Source organism: Tessaracoccus terricola, from assembly GCF_054776555.1.
The window spans coordinates 718,023-733,654 of the sequence record NZ_BAAHBS010000004.1; the positions used below are offsets into that span (position 1 = coordinate 718,023).

At 70.2% G+C, this 15,632-nt stretch carries 22 protein-coding genes; 12 read left to right on the forward strand and 10 right to left on the reverse strand.

The window, feature by feature from the left end:
* Positions 1 to 96 precede the first annotated feature (96 nt).
* Positions 97 to 684, reverse strand: coding sequence for a VOC family protein (locus tag ACYU7G_RS09020; protein ID WP_461106928.1), 588 nt, complete (start codon positions 682 to 684; stop codon positions 97 to 99).
* Positions 685 to 767: 83 nt separating this feature from the next.
* Between ACYU7G_RS09020 and ACYU7G_RS09025 the strand changes: the two genes are divergently transcribed.
* Both ACYU7G_RS09025 and ACYU7G_RS09030 read left to right on the forward strand, forming a co-directional pair.
* On the forward strand, positions 768 to 1,124 hold the full coding sequence (locus tag ACYU7G_RS09025; protein WP_461106930.1) for a hypothetical protein: 357 nt from the start codon (positions 768 to 770) through the stop codon (positions 1,122 to 1,124).
* Between the two features lie 29 nt (positions 1,125 to 1,153).
* A complete protein-coding gene (locus tag ACYU7G_RS09030) occupies positions 1,154 to 1,429 on the forward strand; it encodes an alpha/beta fold hydrolase (RefSeq protein ID WP_461106932.1) in 276 nt (91 codons plus the stop codon).
* 10 nt (positions 1,430 to 1,439) lie between these two features.
* Here the strand turns inward: ACYU7G_RS09030 and ACYU7G_RS09035 are convergent, their stop codons facing one another.
* Positions 1,440 to 1,886 carry an AAA family ATPase gene (locus ACYU7G_RS09035; RefSeq protein ID WP_461106934.1) on the reverse strand — a complete coding sequence of 149 codons (447 nt, stop codon included), beginning with the start codon at positions 1,884 to 1,886 and terminating at the stop codon, positions 1,440 to 1,442.
* A gap of 51 nt (positions 1,887 to 1,937) precedes the next feature.
* Here ACYU7G_RS09035 and ACYU7G_RS09040 point away from each other — a divergent pair, with 51 nt between their 5' ends.
* Positions 1,938 to 2,234: a putative quinol monooxygenase gene (locus ACYU7G_RS09040; protein WP_461106936.1), complete on the forward strand. Its 297-nt coding sequence runs from the start codon at positions 1,938 to 1,940 to the stop codon at positions 2,232 to 2,234.
* Here the strand turns inward: ACYU7G_RS09040 and ACYU7G_RS09045 are convergent.
* Positions 2,209 to 3,360 (reverse strand): tocopherol cyclase family protein, encoded by a 1,152-nt coding sequence (locus tag ACYU7G_RS09045; RefSeq protein ID WP_461106938.1) that lies wholly within the window; start codon positions 3,358 to 3,360, stop codon positions 2,209 to 2,211. The genes ACYU7G_RS09040 and ACYU7G_RS09045 overlap by 26 nt on opposite strands.
* Here ACYU7G_RS09045 and ACYU7G_RS09050 point away from each other — a divergent pair.
* Entirely contained in the window at positions 3,322 to 3,783 is a 462-nt protein-coding gene (locus ACYU7G_RS09050; protein ID WP_461106940.1) for an HAD-IA family hydrolase, read from the forward strand. The two genes, ACYU7G_RS09045 and ACYU7G_RS09050, sit on opposite strands and share 39 nt — an antisense overlap.
* Here the strand turns inward: ACYU7G_RS09050 and ACYU7G_RS09055 are convergent.
* Together ACYU7G_RS09055 and ACYU7G_RS09060 are read right to left on the reverse strand one after the other, a co-directional pair.
* Positions 3,780 to 4,433 carry a hypothetical protein gene (locus ACYU7G_RS09055; protein ID WP_461106942.1) on the reverse strand — a complete coding sequence of 218 codons (654 nt, stop codon included), beginning with the start codon at positions 4,431 to 4,433 and terminating at the stop codon, positions 3,780 to 3,782. The genes ACYU7G_RS09050 and ACYU7G_RS09055 overlap by 4 nt on opposite strands.
* 22 nt (positions 4,434 to 4,455) lie before the next feature.
* Complete coding sequence (locus ACYU7G_RS09060) at positions 4,456 to 4,830, reverse strand: VOC family protein (protein ID WP_461106944.1); 375 nt, start codon at positions 4,828 to 4,830, stop codon at positions 4,456 to 4,458.
* A 171-nt stretch (positions 4,831 to 5,001) separates the two neighbouring features.
* Between ACYU7G_RS09060 and ACYU7G_RS09065 the strand changes: the two genes are divergently transcribed.
* Entirely contained in the window at positions 5,002 to 5,202 is a 201-nt protein-coding gene (locus tag ACYU7G_RS09065; protein WP_461106945.1) for a GNAT family N-acetyltransferase, read from the forward strand.
* A gap of 67 nt (positions 5,203 to 5,269) precedes the next feature.
* On the opposite strand, the gene ACYU7G_RS09070 is transcribed toward ACYU7G_RS09065, so the two are convergent.
* Positions 5,270 to 5,545, reverse strand: coding sequence for a hypothetical protein (locus ACYU7G_RS09070; RefSeq protein ID WP_461106947.1), 276 nt, complete (start codon positions 5,543 to 5,545; stop codon positions 5,270 to 5,272).
* On the opposite strand from ACYU7G_RS09070, the gene ACYU7G_RS09075 reads away from it, so the two are divergent.
* Complete coding sequence (locus ACYU7G_RS09075; RefSeq protein ID WP_461106949.1) at positions 5,519 to 6,187, forward strand: MFS transporter; 669 nt, start codon at positions 5,519 to 5,521, stop codon at positions 6,185 to 6,187. The two genes, ACYU7G_RS09070 and ACYU7G_RS09075, sit on opposite strands and share 27 nt — an antisense overlap.
* Before the next feature lie 319 nt (positions 6,188 to 6,506).
* On the opposite strand, the gene ACYU7G_RS09080 is transcribed toward ACYU7G_RS09075, so the two are convergent.
* Positions 6,507 to 7,409, reverse strand: coding sequence for a macrolide 2'-phosphotransferase (locus ACYU7G_RS09080; protein WP_461106951.1), 903 nt, complete (start codon positions 7,407 to 7,409; stop codon positions 6,507 to 6,509).
* Positions 7,410 to 7,465: 56 nt separating this feature from the next.
* Here ACYU7G_RS09080 and ACYU7G_RS09085 point away from each other — a divergent pair, with 56 nt between their 5' ends.
* The 3 genes from ACYU7G_RS09085 (at position 7,466) to ACYU7G_RS09095 (ending at position 8,949) form a co-directional block, all read left to right on the forward strand.
* Positions 7,466 to 7,900 (forward strand): GNAT family N-acetyltransferase, encoded by a 435-nt coding sequence (locus ACYU7G_RS09085; protein WP_461106953.1) that lies wholly within the window; start codon positions 7,466 to 7,468, stop codon positions 7,898 to 7,900.
* On the forward strand, positions 7,897 to 8,385 hold the full coding sequence (locus ACYU7G_RS09090) for an HIT family protein (protein ID WP_461106955.1): 489 nt from the start codon (positions 7,897 to 7,899) through the stop codon (positions 8,383 to 8,385). The genes ACYU7G_RS09085 and ACYU7G_RS09090 overlap by 4 nt, the downstream gene beginning before the upstream one ends.
* Positions 8,386 to 8,454: 69 nt before the next feature.
* The gene (locus ACYU7G_RS09095; RefSeq protein WP_461106957.1) at positions 8,455 to 8,949 is read left to right on the forward strand and encodes a hypothetical protein; all 495 of its coding nucleotides are present in this window, start codon (positions 8,455 to 8,457) and stop codon (positions 8,947 to 8,949) included.
* Positions 8,950 to 8,972: 23 nt separating this feature from the next.
* Here ACYU7G_RS09095 and ACYU7G_RS09100 read toward each other — a convergent pair whose 3' ends face one another.
* Entirely contained in the window at positions 8,973 to 11,312 is a 2,340-nt protein-coding gene (locus ACYU7G_RS09100) for a glycoside hydrolase family 65 protein (protein ID WP_461106959.1), read from the reverse strand.
* A 41-nt stretch (positions 11,313 to 11,353) separates the two neighbouring features.
* Positions 11,354 to 13,333 carry a cation:proton antiporter gene (locus tag ACYU7G_RS09105; protein ID WP_461106961.1) on the reverse strand — a complete coding sequence of 660 codons (1,980 nt, stop codon included), beginning with the start codon at positions 13,331 to 13,333 and terminating at the stop codon, positions 11,354 to 11,356.
* Between ACYU7G_RS09105 and ACYU7G_RS09110 the strand changes: the two genes are divergently transcribed.
* Together ACYU7G_RS09110 and ACYU7G_RS09115 are read left to right on the forward strand one after the other, a co-directional pair.
* Positions 13,332 to 13,958 carry a hypothetical protein gene (locus tag ACYU7G_RS09110; RefSeq protein WP_461106963.1) on the forward strand — a complete coding sequence of 209 codons (627 nt, stop codon included), beginning with the start codon at positions 13,332 to 13,334 and terminating at the stop codon, positions 13,956 to 13,958. The two genes, ACYU7G_RS09105 and ACYU7G_RS09110, sit on opposite strands and share 2 nt — an antisense overlap.
* Positions 13,955 to 14,896: a hypothetical protein gene (locus ACYU7G_RS09115; RefSeq protein WP_461106965.1), complete on the forward strand. Its 942-nt coding sequence runs from the start codon at positions 13,955 to 13,957 to the stop codon at positions 14,894 to 14,896. The genes ACYU7G_RS09110 and ACYU7G_RS09115 overlap by 4 nt, the downstream gene beginning before the upstream one ends.
* 31 nt (positions 14,897 to 14,927) lie before the next feature.
* On the opposite strand, the gene ACYU7G_RS09120 is transcribed toward ACYU7G_RS09115, so the two are convergent.
* Complete coding sequence (locus tag ACYU7G_RS09120; RefSeq protein WP_461106967.1) at positions 14,928 to 15,281, reverse strand: hypothetical protein; 354 nt, start codon at positions 15,279 to 15,281, stop codon at positions 14,928 to 14,930.
* Positions 15,282 to 15,310: 29 nt separating this feature from the next.
* Here ACYU7G_RS09120 and ACYU7G_RS09125 point away from each other — a divergent pair, with 29 nt between their 5' ends.
* The gene (locus tag ACYU7G_RS09125) at positions 15,311 to 15,532 is read left to right on the forward strand and encodes a helix-turn-helix domain-containing protein (RefSeq protein ID WP_461106969.1); all 222 of its coding nucleotides are present in this window, start codon (positions 15,311 to 15,313) and stop codon (positions 15,530 to 15,532) included.
* Positions 15,533 to 15,632 lie beyond the last annotated feature (100 nt).

Sequence of the window (15,632 nt, forward strand, 5' to 3'; positions counted from 1 at the left end):
AGAGCGTTACCGGGCCTCGTCGAGGCCGAGTTCGAGTGCCCGCTCGGCGACGGCGGCTTCCCACGCCTCGAGAATGGTTGTCATGGTGAGGATCTTTCAGGACAGGCGCTCGGTGAGCTCGTCGAGGAAGCCATGAGCCTCACCCAGCGCTGGATCGTCGGACTCTGCGCGCTGGATCGCGCCCCGGAGGATCTTGGCCGCCTGGGCCTCGTCCCCCTTGCTGTCGGCGAGCACCACCGCGTTCTGGAGGGCCTCTCCCAACCGGCTTGTCTCGGGAGGTGACGGCTCCGGGTTTCCGTCCCGGAAGAAGCGGAGCCAGTTCCCAGCCGGGTCGACGAGGCTGAATCCGCTCACCCCATCGGCGTTCTTGCGGGCGCGCGGCCTGGTGATCCGAGGGAAACCCGCGACAGGCAGCTTGCCGTAGGCCTCGCGGAGCCCGGCAGCGAACTCCTCCCAGATCTGCCCCGTGTCCTCGACGATCACGAGGCATGAGCTGTGCGAGGACTCCGGGGTGTGACCCTCCAGTCCGTAGTACTGCAGGTCGAAGCCGTGACCCCTGAGGCTGAGGATCGGGTTGGGGCGCGTCTGGCGGTAGGTGGTGCGGAACCCCAGGGCCGCGAAGAACGGCTCGATCCCGTCGATGTCGGCGCAGGGTAACAGCGGGACGGCGCGAGTTGGGGCCATGTTCAGGACCCTACTCCCCGAGGCCGCACCAAGTGCCGCGTAGAGTGCAGGGCGGATCGTTGCCAGCATACGGAGGAAGTCCGATGGGGAAGCGGAAGACTCCGGAGGAGAAGGCCGACGAGGAGCGCCGTTACGCGCTGGCTCGTTCAGCCCGAACCGATGCGGATTTCGAGGTGTTCTACACGGACCCGAACCAAGCGATTCGAAACGTCGCCGCTGCGAACGCCCACGCCAGTTCGGCCGTCCTGGACAGGTTCGCCGAAGACAAGTTCTGGAGCACCAGAATCTCGGTGGCGGAGCATTCCAACACCTCCCGCACGACACTCCTGAAGCTCCTCGAGCCCGACCGCAAGAAGCGTGGCGTCGTGCACCACGCTGCTCGGAGGCGGCTGGAAGCGGAGGGCGTGCTGTTCACCGATGACGGTCTTCCGGTCGAATGACCGCCTTGTGCCACGTGCACCGGGATGACGTGTCGATCGCTGTCACAGACCTGGGCGGGGACGGGCCGACGGTGCTGCTCCTCCATGGCCTGGCGGGCAGCTCACGGGAACTGCGCCGCACAGCCGAGGCGCTTGCCGTGTTCGCCGCGCACGGCATGTTCTCCTCCGGCGACAAGGACGAGCTCATCCGACGCCGACCCGCCACCGCAAGGTCGGACCTCAGGGCCGGCAGTCACGACGCCCATCTCGATGCCTTCGACGACTGGGTGACCGTCCTGACCGACTGGCTCGTCAGGACGCAGTGAGCGCGGATGGCTAGCGCGTCGGGTGGAGTGCTTCGATGGCGTCGGCCAGCGCGCTGACCGGCTGCCGGCCGTCGAGTTCGAGACTCGCGCCCTTCCGGAGCAACGGTTCGACCTCGTCGACGTACCGGCGGATCTCCTCCTGCTGGGCGCGCGTGCGGCCATAGGGGTTGTTCGTCCTTTTCGCGACTCGTTCGATGAGCAGATCGACAGGCGCGCTCAGCAGGACGACGTGCTCGAATCGGTCGTAGAACTTTCCCTGGTTCTCGACGGTGCCTGAGACCACCACATCGTTGTGGCGGGCGAGCAACTCGCTCATCCTCGGTTCGTCCCAGAGGCTTCCCGACAGCTCCCAGCCGTCGTAGTCGGTGTCGACGGTGTGGTGTCCCCGGGCGGAGAGCTCGTCGAGCAGGGTGGTCTTCCCGGCCCCGGACATGCCGGTTATCAGGATGCGAGCCATGCCAAGTCCGTCATCGGGGCAGTCTATTCCTCGCCTCGCTAGCATCGCAGCATGAAGTACGAGGCCGTCGTCACGCTCACCGGCAAGCTCATCTGCGCCGACGACGAGGAGGCCGCCACCGTCCGCCGGCACCTGCCGCGCCATCTCCAACTGACGAGGGCGGAGGCGGGATGCCTCCACTTCCTCGTGGAAGCCACCCAGGACCCGCTGGTGTGGCTGGTCTCCGAGGAGTTCCAGGACCAGACGGCCTTCGACGCGCACCAGGCGCGGGTCCGGGACAGCGAGTGGGGTCGGGCCACCGCGGGCATCCGTCGCGACTACGTCATCCGAACCGGCCGCGAACGCTAGGGCCGGGTCCCGCCGAGGGGAGTGTGGGGTCCAGGCCGCGGCGCAGCAGCTCGGCCCGGGCCCGGTCCAGTCCACCGTGTTCAAGCGCAGCCAGCGACGTCCGGCCGGACCAGACGGTCCGGTTGAACCGGCGAACACGGACCTCCAGGTCTCCGACGAGGTGCTCGAGGTCTCCGGGAACGTTGCGGTGCTCGCTCGGCAGGGGGACGGGCAGCACGAAAGCCTGGTCCAGTGGGGCAGTGGCCGTGACGTCGATGCGCCAGCCGAAACCGCGGCCGGACAGCTGCCAGTGCTCGTAGCTCGTGTGGGTGCGCACCGGGCTCACCAGCGGGTCACCCAGACGGATGCCCCGGCCGTCGGGGAGCATCACGACGAGGGCGGTGATCTCCACCCGCATCGGGCCGGCGGTAACCAGACCGCCGGCGAACGCCACGCACGCGCCCGGCTCGTCGAATCCCTGCGCCTGTCCCCACCACCAGGAATCGGGGAAGCCCTCCCGGCCCCAGTTCTTCTCCCCGTAGACCTGAGCGTCGGTGAACCGCCAGGTCTGGTCGCCGACGGTGGCGGTGCCCGACGCCCTGCCGCCCAGCAGCCACGGGTGCCAGTACTGGTTCAGGCCGGGCACCGACTGGAACACGCTGGAGCCACCGAACACCCGGCGCGGCCAGGGAGTGAGCCGGTCGAAGGACAGGTCCAGCCGCGCGTCGGGGCCCAGGTCCACGCGCAGCGCCTCGTCATCGCCCTCGAAGGTGGGTCCCGTGCCGCCCCGGACCCCCAGGCCGTCCGGGTCGGTCCAGGCGCCGTCGACGGCAGCGGTGCGCACGAACCCGGCGGGCCAGGCGGCCAGCCCCACCGTCGACCACGGGCCCCGCGGACCCACGTTGGCGCCGCACAGGGCGATCAGCACCCGCCCCGTCGCGGGATCCGTCACTCGCCAGAAGTAGCCCTCCATCGCCACTCCGTGGTGCGCGCGCCGGGGATCGCCGAAGGGCGCGTCGGCGCCCGTGGCCCGGAAACTGTTCAGCAGGTCCATCGCAGCGAGGACACGATCGCGGACTTCGTCGGGCTCGACGAGGTGGCTGCGGGTGTGGCCGAACTCGACGCCCTCGAACTGTCGGACTTCCACGGTGTCGTCGCGCTCCCTGGAACACGAGAGCTGCTCGAACGGCTGCCGAGGGACCGCTGGGCGGCGGTGACCTCGGGCGGCCAGGAACTGATGCGCGCCAGACTCGCCGCTGCGGGCCTCCCGGTGCCAGAGGTGCTCGTCGCCGCCGAGGACGTCGCCGCCGGCAAGCCGGACCCCGAGGGCTACCGGAAGGCGGCGTCGCTGCTGGGTGTCGACGTCACCCGCTGCCTGGTCGTGGAGGACGCCCCGGCGGGCATCGCGGCGGGCCGGGCGGCCGGTGCGACGGTCCTGGCCGTGTGCACCTCCCACGATCGCGACGGCCTCGACGCGGACCTCGTCGTGCCGGATCTAGCCCACGCCGAGGTCTCCGTGCGCGGGGACGTGGTGGAGTTCGGGATCGGGAGCGCCGCGTCGAGGGGCTAGTGGGCGGCCTCGTCGGCCGCGCGGAGCCGGCGAAGCAGGGCGTCGCGATCCTGTTGATGCCACGGCCCGGAGGCGGCGAGTGGGATCTCGGTCATGAACCTCCGCTCATCCGCTGCCAGCAGCGTGACGAAGGTCTCGGGGTCGGAGTGCGCCATGGCGTAGAGGTTGGGACCGTCGGCGTAGTAGGGGTCGATGAGGACCAGCCTGCCGTCGCCGGTGCGCATCACGTTGGAAGGGTTCTCGTCGAGCGGCCCGCACCACGGGAGCTTCGCTCTGGCCTCCGAATGGACCCGCGACACCACTTCGAACAGCGCCTTGAGCTCCGGGCTGGGTGCGGTGAGGCGCCCCAGGAAGTCGACGGCCTCGGCCTCGGGCACTTCGGTGAGGCGCTCCATCACCTGCAAGTCACCCCCTCCCACCAGGCGTTGGTGGTGCCGCAGAACGGGAACCCGTCGCGTGGCCCTGGCCTCCTCGTACAGGGTGGCCGTGAACGGCCCGACCGGGTCGAAGGGGCTGATGCGTGCAACGGCGTCGCCCCTGGGCGACAGGAGCGCGTACGCCCAGTCGCCGGCCCCGAGCCATGTCCATCCCCGCTCGCGCAGGAACTCGTCCACATCGCGATGGGTGTGCCCGGGACCGACGTCGACCATCCGGTCAGGTTAGCCGCACGCCTCACACGTAGGGGCGCGTGATCAGTTCCAAGTAGTGGCCCGAGGGGTCCAGCAGGTAGACCCCGCGGCCACCGTGCTCGGTGTTGGTCTCGCCGGGGCGGGCCCGCTGGGGGTCGGCCCAGTGCTCGATCCCACGCTCGGTGATCTTCGCGTAGGCGCGATCGAAGTGGGCATCGTCGAGGAGATAGGCGTAATGCTGGGGCGGGAACTCCATCGGCGGGGCCGCGAACTGCAGCAGGATGCCGTCGCCGATCTGGATGTTGGTGAACGGCCCCCAGGGCGGTGCCTCGTCGGCCTCGAGCAGGTCCAGGTAGAACGCGGCGGTCTCGGCGGCGTCGACGGAGGCGATGATGGTGTGGTTGAAGCGTGCTGTCATGCTTTCTCCTTGGTTGTCTCGCAAGTGGGTTCGGGATCACTCACGGGCAAGGAGGAGCGCGGATCAGACCACGACCAGTTCGCCGATCCGGGAACGGCCGACGGGGGCCTGGCTGGTCATCACGGTCTCACCATACGCCAACTGACCGCTGCGCCTGCAAGGCTGGATGGCATGGAACTGCCCACCCCGACGCTGGAAACCCACCGGCTCCGGCTCCGCCCGTTCACCGCGGATGACGCCGAAGACCTGTTCGAGCTGCAGAGCGATGCCCGACCGCCTCCGCGGCCACCGCCGGTTCCGAGGCGTCACCCACAACGCGGCGCAGACATCGGCATCGCCGGCACCGCTGGCGAGACGACGGTGACCTCGTGACCCGCGTCCTGTGCCAGCGCGGCGAGCCTTGCGCCGGTGCCCTTGGAACCGCCCACCACGGTGATCCTCACTTCGGTTCTCCCGCCGCGCGCAACTGTTCCTCGGTGGGTTGTGGCCACACCCCGCCAGAGCGCTTCTCGATGGCGTCGTTGAGCTTCTCAAGCATGGTGGCCAGGGTTCGGCGTTCCTCGTCGCTCCACTCGGAGAGGATGTCGGCCACGAGCCTGCGGCTGGCGAGCCGTTCCTCCTGGAGCGCCTCGATGCCGCGTTCGGTGATGCGGAGCCTGCGGGCGATCGAACCGTCGGGGTCGAGGATGTGCTCGGCGAGCCGCTCCTTGACCATGGTGGCGGTCTGGCGCGTGAGGGTGGAGACGGTGAGCCGGGTGATCTCGGAGAGTTCCCCAATGGTCTTGGGGCCGCCGACGCGCGCCCCGCCATCCGTCCCAACGCCCTGATCGCGCTGCTGGCCGCGGCCGACATCGTCGTGGCGATGACCCAGACCCTGGTGATCCCGCTGATCGCCTCGCTGCCGACGATTCTGGACGCGCCGGCCGCGGACACGTCGTGGGTGATCACGGTGACGCTACTGGTGGGGGCAGTGGTCACGCCGGTGGCGGGCAGGTTGGCAGACATGTTCGGCAAGAAGTTGATCATGATGGCCTCGCTGGTGCCGCTGGTGCTGGGCTCCGTCGTCTGCGCGCTGTCGGTGGGCCTGCCCATGATGGTCATCGGACGCGGCCTGCAAGGGCTGGCCACCGGGTTCATCCCCGTCGGCATCTCGCTGCTGCACGACCTCCTGCCCAAGGAGCGCACGGCCGGCGCCATCGCTCTCATGAGTTCCTCGCTGGGCATCGGTGGTCCCGTCGGCCTGCCGTTCGCTGCTGCCGTCGCGCAGTTCGGGTCCTGGCGGATCCTGCTTCTGGGTGATGGCGGGTGGATCGATGCTGATCGCAGTGCTTGTCCAGACCCTCATCCCCGCGCCTGAGCGCTCCGCGCGCTCCGCAGCTCGGTTCGATTTCGTCGGAGCCGTCGGCCTCGGTCTCGGACTGGTCACGCTCCTGCTCGCGGTGTCCAAGGGCGCTGGGTGGGGGTGCGCCCGTCGGGGCCCGCATCACCAACCGCTTCAGCGCGAGGACGACGCTGGCCTCCGGCGCGCTCGTGATGGCACTCGGCTACGCCCTGTCCACCCTCGCGATGCCGGCTCTGATCCTGGGCGCCGTCCCCAAGTCGGAGAAGTCCGCCGCCAACGGCCTCAGCGGCCGGGCCGGAGCTCGCCTCGGTGTGAGGCGACTCGCCGGGAACCGTCAGGCGGACGGGGAACGCAGCTGGGCCGCGGCCGCCTCCCGGTGCTCCGGGGCGCCCGTAACCAGGGCGTAGATGCCGTAGTTGACGGCCGAGGTGGAGTACAGCTCCACGCAGTGCTCGGACAGCATCGGCCAGACCCGGCCGCCCCGCTCCACGTAGCGCTTCACGGTGGCGTCGAAGGCCTTGTCCGAGACGGTGGCGCGGTGGAACAGGAAGTCCTTCGCCGGGTCGCCGATACTGGCCGTGGTCCAGTCCAGCACCCCGATGATCTCCTCGCCGGTGAGCAGGAGGTGGGCCGGGTAGATCTCGCCGTGGGTGAGGGTGGACCACTCGGGCCAGTAACGGTCGTCGGCGAGCCAGGTCCGCCACCGCTCCAACAGGTCGGGGGAGACCTCGAACTCCGCCGAGACCTTCGCGATGTCGTCCCGGATTGCCTGTCGGGACTCGGCCGGCGTGCGCGTCTCGACGCCGGTGTCGGCGACCTCCTCGGCGGGGACCGCGTGCAACTGCGCCAGGAAGTCCCCGAGTGAGGTGGCGAACCTCTGGGACTCGACGTCGAAGTGCCACTCTGGTGTGCCGTCGGCGCTGATCGAGAGGCCCGGCTCGCCGGGCAGCAGGGGGTAGGCGATCAGCTCGGGGGTGTGGACCCGCCAGTCCGGGACCGCTACGTCGACCCGTGGTGCCACCGCGGACAGGAGCCGCCCCTCGACGATGGCGCGCTCGGTGACGTCGGCCCGGCGGGGGATCCGCAAGACCCATTCCTGGCCGTCGGTCGCCGCCGCGATGGCGACGCGGAAGTCGAGCCCCAGTTCGTTGACCGAGATGGTCTCGGGCCGGATGGTCAGGTCGTGGGCTGCGGCGAGATCCGTGATGGCTGCGTTGTCGGCTGCTCCGGTGTCCATGCACTCACTCTGTCACAGTCAGGCTCGGGAACCCGTCGAGACCGTAGGCTGCTGCCATGGACAAGTCGTCGACCGTGCGCCCGGCGACGTCGGGGGATCTCGGTTTCCTGATCGCCACCGACCGACACCCGGACTCGCAAACCATGGCTCAGCTCGTCTCCGCCGGCCGGGTGACCGTGCTCGAGGAGCAGGGCACGCTCTCCGGTTGGTTGCGGTGGAACCTGTTCTGGGACGAGATCCCCTTCCTGAACATGCTCTGCGTGGAGGAGCAGCGGCGGGGCAGGGGGCTGGGTGGCTGCTTGATGGACGCCTGGGAGGCGAGCATGCGCGCGGGCGGGCACACGTTCGTGCTCACATCGACGCAGTCGGACGAGGAAGCGCAGCACTTCTACCGCAGGCGCGGCTACAAGGACTGCGGCGCGCTGTTCCTGCCGGACCAGGCCTGCGAGCTGTTCCTCCGCAAGGAGTTGCAGGACAAGGATGTGGAATGACTGACTGGCGCATCGACCGCGTGGGGGCAGCCCTCGAGGGACGCAATCCGACCGTGATGGCCGAACTCGGGCATGCGTTCGCCGTGATCGGGGACGTCCAGTTCCTGCCGGGCTACAGCCTGGCGCTGACGAAGCGCCGGGGCGTGGACCGGCTCACGGACCTGCCCAGGCCGGAACGGGTGGCCTACCTGGCCGACGTTGACCTGGTGGCCACCGCCGTGGAGACGGTGTGCGAGCGGCTGGACCCGGACTTCCGGCGCGTGAACGTCGAGATCCTCGGCAACACCGACGCCTTCCTGCACGCCCACGTGTGGCCGCGCTACGAATGGGAGCCCCCGGAGGTGGTTGCGAAACCCGTGTGGCTGTACCCGCCGCAGCGTTGGGGCGACCCGGCCTCCGCGCTGCGGAAGCAGCACTCGGACCTGCGATCAGCCATCGCGGACGTGGTGGAGCGGCTCGCGGGCGAGTTCGGCGCCGCATGCTAGCGAACGGGTGGTCCCGGAAAAGTTCGCACCCCTGCTACGCCGCACGGATCCCGTTGGGAGGATGAGGGAATGGGAGATTTCCTCTGGGTACTGAAGAAGTCCGAGCTCGACCTCATGCGTGAGATCGAGCCCAAGCGTCTGGCGAAGCTGGACGAGGAAGAGCTGCTGGCGCTGCACAAGCGCGTTCGCCGTGCGCGCAACAAGCACCTCAAGAACTACCGACGCAGCGGAGCCGAGCGGGTTGCCACTGCCGGTGGCCGTGGCGCGGCCGCACCCAAGGGAGCCAAGGCGCGGCTGCGCGCCGCATGGTTCGAGGAGGCCCTGTCCATCGTCTCGGGCCGTCTCGCCTTCGTCGCGCACGAGGCCGCCGAGGAGCTCAAGGCGGAGCGGCTGACCCAGGCCGGCAAGAAGCGCGGCTCCGGCCCCGACGTGTCAGCCAAGTCCGGCGGCAAGAAGGGCAAGGGCAGGGCCCGACGCCACGAGAAGAAGGCGGGCGGCAAGAACCGCGACGCCGCCTCCAGCGCCAAGGGCAGGAAGCGGCAGGCCAAGCGCGACGCCAGCTGAAACGTCGTTGTGGGAACCGGGGGTCACGCCCTCGGTTCGCGGCCGGCCGGCTGCGACGGCTCGGGCAGCAGCGGCGTGGGCTCGCGCAGCGATGCCCGGGCCGGCTCACCCGGCCGGACCGTCAGGCGGGCGCCGTCCACGATGACGTCAACGGGGCCGTCCCCGTCCCGCAGCAGCGAAACTGTGGTCCCGCCGCGGGTGGTCTCCACCCTGAGCAGCCGTCCGCGCCAGGTCAGGCGGTAGCAGGTCCGGGACAGTCCGGACGGCAGCAGCGGTGCGAGTTCGAGGTCCTCGTGGTCCTCGCGCAGCCCGCCGAGGCCGCTCACGAAAGCCAGCCAACTCCCACCCACGGAAGCCAGGTGCAGCCCGTCCGCGGTGTCCCCGCGCAGGTCCCGGAGGTCCACCAGCGCGCTCTCGCGCAGGTACCTGAGCGCCAGGTCCGGATGTTGCGCCCGGGCGCACACCACTGCCTGAATGCAGGCCGACAACGACGAGTCCCGCACAGTGCGAGCCTCGTAGTAGTCGAGGTCACGCGCCACCTCCTCTTCGGTGAAGTCCTCACGGCACCACCACAGGGCGAGCACGAGATCGGCCTGCTTGAGCACCTGGCGCCGGTAGAACTTCGCGTAGTGCTGGTGCTCCTGCACGGGGTAGGAGTCCTGCTTGTCCTCGAAACGCCACTCCCGGTACGTCGTGAAGTTGGTGTTCATCGGGTGCACCCGCCGGTCCGGGTCCCACGGGATGTGGACCGCGGCGGCGGCCGCGCGCCAGCTTCCCACCTCCTCGGCCGTCACCCCGAGCCTGGTCGCCTCCTGTGGTTCGGCCTCGCACGCGTCGGCAGCGCGCAGGAGGTTGCGACAAGCCATCAGGTTGGTGAACACGTTGTCGTCCACCACCCCGGTGTACTCGTCGGGGCCGGTCATGCCGAACAGGTGCCAGCCGCCGTCGCTGTCGGTGTGGCCCATGGACATCCAGAGCCGTGCCGTCTCGACCAACACCTCCAACCCCAGCATCGGCACCAGCGGCGCCCCGGTGACATGGCTGTGCAGCCAGAAGGCGCGCGAGACGTCGGCGTTGACGTGCATCGCCGCCGTGCTCGCGGGCCAGTACGCGGACGTCTCGTGGCCGTCGATGGTCCGCCACGCGAACGTGGCGCCCTTCAGCTCCAGCGTGCGTGCACGCTCTCGAGCGGCGTCCAGGGTGGAGGCGCGCCAGGCGAGCAGGCGTGCGGCAGCGTCGGGGAACAGCAGCGTCAGGGCGGGCGTCACGAAACCCTCGATGTCCCAGAAGGTGTGGCCGCTGTAACCGAGCCCGGACAGCCCCTTGGCGCCGAGCGGGGCCCGGGAGATGCGGGCCGTGCTGGTGAACAGTGTGAACAGGCTGAACCGGATCGCCTGCTGCAGTTCGTCGTCCCCGTCCACCTCGACGTCGGCGGCGCGCCACCAGGCGTCCAGCTCCGCGCGCTGGTCCGCGACGAGCCCGTCCCAGCCGCGGTCGATCCCCGAGTCCACGACGGTGCGGGCCGCCTCCAGCAGGGAGTCGTTGCCGGTGTCCCGGGACCAGACGTGCCCCAGGAACTTCACCACCTCTAGAGCCTCGCCCGGTCCCAGTTCCGCGGTGACCGTGGTCACGACATGGTCCTCGGATACCGACTCGGTCCGCACGTCGCCGGCACCGGTGACGAGGTGCTGCGCGGCGGCCCCCACCGTGATGCCGGTGCGCCCGGTCACGGCACTCAGGACCCCGCCCGTCTCGTCGCAATTGACCTCTCGTACCTCGAACGGGTGGTCGAGCACGTCGGCCACGCGCGGATCGTCACTGTCCACCTCCGGCGGGCTCGCCCCGAGCACCAGCTCCGAGCGCACCGCCACGTGGGCCGTCCCATCGAGGGCACGGATCCGGTAGCGGGTGGCGCAGACCGAGGGCTCCTTGAGGGAGACGAGCCGCTCCGAACACAGTTCCATGGTCATCCCTGAGGCCGTGCGCCACACGAGCCGCCGCTCCAGCACGCCGGTACGCAGGTCGAGCGTGCGACGGTGCGTCCTCGGCTCGATGCTGCGGATGTCCAGGGGCTCGCCATCCACCGCCAGGCGGATGGGCGTGCCGTCGGCGACCGAGATCATCGCCTGTCCCTCCGGCGGGTGCCCGTAGCCGAGCTCCGGGTACGCCAGGGGATGGGTCTCGAAGACACCCGCGAGGAAGGTGCCCCGGAACCCGTGCGGTTCGATCTCGTCCAACGTGCCCCGGATGCCCAGGTGACCGTTGGAGAGACTGAACAGCGATTCGCTGGCGGGCAGGGCGTCCGGCGCCACGGGCGACTCGCTGATCCGCCACGGCTCAACGTCGATGCGAGGGGCAACCATGGTCCAACGATGCCGTACCGGAGGGCCGTCCGCGCGGCTGGTCACTCCTCGGGTTCGGACCCCGACACCTGGGGCGGCACCAGCGCCACCAGGGTGTAGCCCTGGTCGGCCAGCTTCGTCTCGGGCGTGACCACGCCCACGTCGCCATCGGAGATGGTGAACATCGCCACGACGTCGTCGCCGCGCTGGGCCCGGAAGTCCGCAAGGGTGAACTCGGCAGTGAGTTTCGTCCGCTTCATCGTGAAGCCACGCTCGAGCAGTTGCCCGAGCTCCTCGTGGGTGCGGGCGGGCTGGAAGCTCGTGCGGGCGGACAGGTGCGCGGCAGCCTCACGGCGTGACGAAGGCACGCGGTCCGCGGACCCGGCGCGGGCCAGCTGGTAGACGTTGGCGCGCCCCAGCACGTGTGCGAACTCGCGCGCCGCGGTGGCGTTCACCTCGTCGTCGGGAGTGCCTGCGATGAGGCTCTTGATGCCGGGCAGTTCCATGTCCTTGACGGCGTAGTCGCTGAGGATGTTGGCCGTGACGGATCGCAGTCCCGCCCTGCGGGCGCCGGCGAGCTTGCCGTAGTCGCGGGCCACCAGCGTGGTGGTGACGTCGGACGCGTCGAGCGCCTTTGCGGCATCCACCATCCACTGCGAGCCGCCGACGAACACCACTCCCTGCGGCGAAGCCGTCGCCAGCCCCAACCGCTCCGCGAGCCTGCCGACGCCGAGGCCGTAGATGGCCACCGTGCACACGATCACGAAGAACACCAGCGGCACCAGCTCCTCGGCCTGTGCGGCCAGTTCCATGAGGCCCTCGGCGCGCAGCTGCAGGGCAGCGGCCTCCTCACCGCTGGCCTCCGCCGCGGCGGCAGCCGTGTCCTCGGCGGCGTGCAGGAACTCGAGCCCGAAGATGCTGGTGACGGCTGCGGCGACGATGCCCCGCGGCGCCATGAACGACAACAGCGTCCGCTCCTGCCGGGTCACCGGGGTGCCCAACAGGCCCACCAGGATGCTCACGGGCCGCACCAGCAGCACCAGGACGGCGACGAACACGATGCCGCGCGGCGCGATCGCCGCCACCGCCTCCGGCGCGATCCGACCGGCCAGCATCACGAAGAGCACACCCACCAGCAGCACCTGCAGGTGTTCGGTGAACTCCTGCACGTGGCGCAGGTGCAGCTCGGGTCGGTTGCCCAGGTAGATGCCGAGGACCGTCACGGTGAGCAGTCCGCTCTCGGACTGGATGGCGTTGGAGGCCACCAGCGAGCCGATGGCCACCGACAGCACCACCACACCGTGCAGGAAGTCCGGGATCAGGTGGCGCTTCACCAGTTGCTCCAGCAGCCAGCCGAGGCCCAGCCCCAGCACGGCCGCGACGCCGATGGTCAGCAGCAGGGAGCCCACCAACTGCGGCAGGGCCTCGCCGCCCCTGCCCAGCAGCACGCCCTGGAACACCAGGACGGCGAGGATGGCGCCGATCGGGTCCACGACGATGCCCTCCCACTTCAGCAGCGCCGCCACGCGCCGGGTGGGGCGCAGCATCCGCAGGATGGGGCCGATGACGGTGGGGCCGGTGACGATCAGGATGGCGCCGACGAGGAGGGCCACCTCGAGAGCGAACCCGAGCAGCCACGCGGTGCCGGTGATCATCGCCCAGGCGATCAGGGGCGTGAGCGAGAACAGGCGGAGCACCGGACGGCCGAGGTCGCGCACGTCGCGCAGCCGCAGTGTGAGGCTGCCCTCGAACAGGATGATCCCCACCGCCAGTGTGACCGCCCCGAACAGGACGTCGCGGCCCAGCGCCTCGTCGGGGGAGACCAACCGGCCCAGTCCGAAGCCCACCACCAGCAGCAGCAGGATCGACGGGACCCGCAGCTGCCAAGCTCCCCACTGGCACAGGGCGGCCACCACGGCCACCAGTGCGAGGTACCCGGCCGGGTCCAGCCCGGCCAGGGCGGTGAGCAGTGTCTCCCAGAACTGTTCCACCCCGAAAGCCTCCCACGCCACGGTGCCGTCCCGCCGTAGGCTGAGCCACATGATCGACGTCCTGGATGCGCTGCGCTCCGCCCTCGGACTGGAGGCGGGGCTCTACCGGGACTACACGTCGGCGACGATGTGGGCGGCCCTGGGCGTGGCGCTGATCGCCGGTGCGTCCACGATGCTGGGCCACGTCGCGATCCTGCTGCTCAACAGGATCTCCGGGCTGCGTCTGGTCACCAGCCTGCTGCTCAGCTTCCTCACCCTCGCGTTCCTGTACGCCAGCCAGGGTGCGGTCACGTGGGCGGTGGCGACGGTGGCGCTGCGTCGGCCCCTGCCGCTGGTGCCGCTGATCGCCGTTGCGCTGCTGGCCCTGGCGCCGCTCGCGTTCAACTTCATCACGGCGCTGCCGCACCTCGGCCTCGGTATCGGGCGCGTCCTGCAGGCCTGGAGCTTCCTGGTGCTGTGGTTCGGCGTGGGCGTCACGTTCCAGCTGACCTGGCCGTGGGCGCTCGGCTTCACCATCGCCGGCTGGGTGGTCATGCAGTTGCTCGCGAGGTTCCTGGACCGCCCCTTCAACTGGCTCTACTCGCGGCTGTGGAGCCTGGCCACCGGTCGGCCCACCATGGCCACCTCGCAGGACATCCTCAGCGGCATGCCCATCATCCCGGTGGTGGGCAAGTGATCGCCTGGGCCCTCGGCATCCTCGTCCTGCTGCTCGTGCTGTTCGTGCTGCTCTCGCCGCTGGAGTCGCTGCGGTGGTGGACGGACAAGGGGGAGAAGGAGGTGCGGCAGACGTTCGAACTGCTGCCGCCCGAGGCCGCTGCGGAGGACCCGGCCCGACGCTACGTCGTCTACCTATCCGGGGTCGGGGTGGTGGGCGGCGACCGCCTCTCCGGGCGCGAGGAGGCCTGGCTGGAGGCGCTGCGCGAGGACCTGCCCGAGGTTCGGGTGGTCTCCGACGTGTTCCCCTACGCCGTGGACAACCGCGGCCTGCTGCAGCGCACCACCGTGTGGATCTGGTCCCGCCTGGACCGCTGGCGCCGCGCCGGGTCCATCAAGCTCGTGCCCCTGCTGATCAACATCCGCAACATCGCCAAGGTGCTCGTCTCCGCCGACCCCCGCTACGGGCCCACCCTCAACATCGGCTTGGCGCAGGAGATCTGGCGCTCGCTGCAGCGGCACGGCTACGTGCCCGGAACCAGCACGCCCGTCACCATCGTCGGGTTCTCGGGCGGCGGCCAGATGGCACTCGGCGCCGGCTGGTTCCTCAGCGGTCTGGGTGTGCCCGTCTCGGTGATCTCGGTGGGTGGGATCTTCGGCGACGACCCGGGTCTGGACCGGATCAGCCACCTGTGGCACCTGCGCGGCCGCAAGGACCGCATCCAGCACCTTGGCACCGTCGCCTTCCCCGGCCGCTGGCCGACCGCGCCCCTGTCCGCCTGGGGCAAGGCCCGGCGCGAGGGCCGCATCACCACGCGGATCATCGGGCCGATGAATCACGATGGGCCCCGCGGCTACTACGGGCGGCGCGCCTTCGGCACCGACGGCCGCAACCACGCCGACATCACCCGGGCCGCGGTGGTGGACATCCTCCGGACCCAGTTGGACGTCGCTCCGTGACTGACAACGCGGAAGTCCGCACGCTCCCGAGCTACACCGCCGGCGAGATCCGGATGTCACACACCATCCGGGTCCACGAGGAACGCCTCAGCGCCCGTACCCGGTGGGAGGACCACTCGCACCTTACCCACGAGCTGATCTGGAACCAGGAGGGGGTCTCGCACGTGTCCGTGGGGCGACGCACCTGGACCGTCTCGCCGATGCACGCCCTGTGGAGCCAGCGGGGGTGCAGCATGCCGGCCTCGCACCGGCGGGCACCTGGGTGCGGAGCACCCACTTCGACGTCCACGCAACCGCCACCATCGCGGAGCTGCCGGTGCCCGTGGAGGTGACACCGCTGCTGCGCCTGCTGCTGGAACCGGCCCCGCATGCCATCGTCGTCCACATCCCGGACGCGCGCTGCTGGCGCCGGTGGTGGAGGCGCTGCTGGCGGAGCCCGGTGACCAGCGCACGCTTTCCGACTGGGCCATCGCCCTCGGGGTGTCCGGGCGCACCATCACGCGGGCTTTCCACCGGGAGACGGGGCAGGGGTTCACCCAGTGGGTGGCCGCCGTCCGCGCCCACCGGGCGGCGCAGCTCCTGGCTGACGGGGAGCCGATCGTCGACGTCATGGAAGACGTCGGTTACACCTCCTAGAGCGCCTTCGGGGCAGCTTTCCGTCGGGTGGCGGGGCTGCCGCCGGGGGCCTACCTCGCGGCCGGCGGCGAGGTGTCCGAAACGCGATAGCGGCGTCGAT

What these genes read in the sequence shown, in the direction of transcription:
- ACYU7G_RS09020 (WP_461106928.1), bottom strand. Translation starts at nt 684, where the DNA reads ATGGCCCCAACTCGCGCCGTCCCGCTGTTACCCTGCGCCGACATCGAC.
- ACYU7G_RS09025 (WP_461106930.1), top strand. Translation starts at nt 768, where the DNA reads ATGGGGAAGCGGAAGACTCCGGAGGAGAAGGCCGACGAGGAGCGCCGT.
- ACYU7G_RS09035 (WP_461106934.1), bottom strand. Translation starts at nt 1,886, where the DNA reads ATGGCTCGCATCCTGATAACCGGCATGTCCGGGGCCGGGAAGACCACC.
- ACYU7G_RS09040 (WP_461106936.1), top strand. Translation starts at nt 1,938, where the DNA reads ATGAAGTACGAGGCCGTCGTCACGCTCACCGGCAAGCTCATCTGCGCC.
- ACYU7G_RS09055 (WP_461106942.1), bottom strand. Translation starts at nt 4,433, where the DNA reads ATGGTCGACGTCGGTCCCGGGCACACCCATCGCGATGTGGACGAGTTC.
- ACYU7G_RS09060 (WP_461106944.1), bottom strand. Translation starts at nt 4,830, where the DNA reads ATGACAGCACGCTTCAACCACACCATCATCGCCTCCGTCGACGCCGCC.
- ACYU7G_RS09065 (WP_461106945.1), top strand. Translation starts at nt 5,002, where the DNA reads ATGGAACTGCCCACCCCGACGCTGGAAACCCACCGGCTCCGGCTCCGC.
- ACYU7G_RS09070 (WP_461106947.1), bottom strand. Translation starts at nt 5,545, where the DNA reads ATGGTCAAGGAGCGGCTCGCCGAGCACATCCTCGACCCCGACGGTTCG.
- ACYU7G_RS09080 (WP_461106951.1), bottom strand. Translation starts at nt 7,409, where the DNA reads ATGGACACCGGAGCAGCCGACAACGCAGCCATCACGGATCTCGCCGCA.
- ACYU7G_RS09085 (WP_461106953.1), top strand. Translation starts at nt 7,466, where the DNA reads ATGGACAAGTCGTCGACCGTGCGCCCGGCGACGTCGGGGGATCTCGGT.
- ACYU7G_RS09090 (WP_461106955.1), top strand. Translation starts at nt 7,897, where the DNA reads ATGACTGACTGGCGCATCGACCGCGTGGGGGCAGCCCTCGAGGGACGC.
- ACYU7G_RS09095 (WP_461106957.1), top strand. Translation starts at nt 8,455, where the DNA reads ATGGGAGATTTCCTCTGGGTACTGAAGAAGTCCGAGCTCGACCTCATG.
- ACYU7G_RS09100 (WP_461106959.1), bottom strand. Translation starts at nt 11,312, where the DNA reads ATGGTTGCCCCTCGCATCGACGTTGAGCCGTGGCGGATCAGCGAGTCG.
- ACYU7G_RS09110 (WP_461106963.1), top strand. Translation starts at nt 13,332, where the DNA reads ATGATCGACGTCCTGGATGCGCTGCGCTCCGCCCTCGGACTGGAGGCG.
- ACYU7G_RS09105 (WP_461106961.1), bottom strand. Translation starts at nt 13,333, where the DNA reads ATGTGGCTCAGCCTACGGCGGGACGGCACCGTGGCGTGGGAGGCTTTC.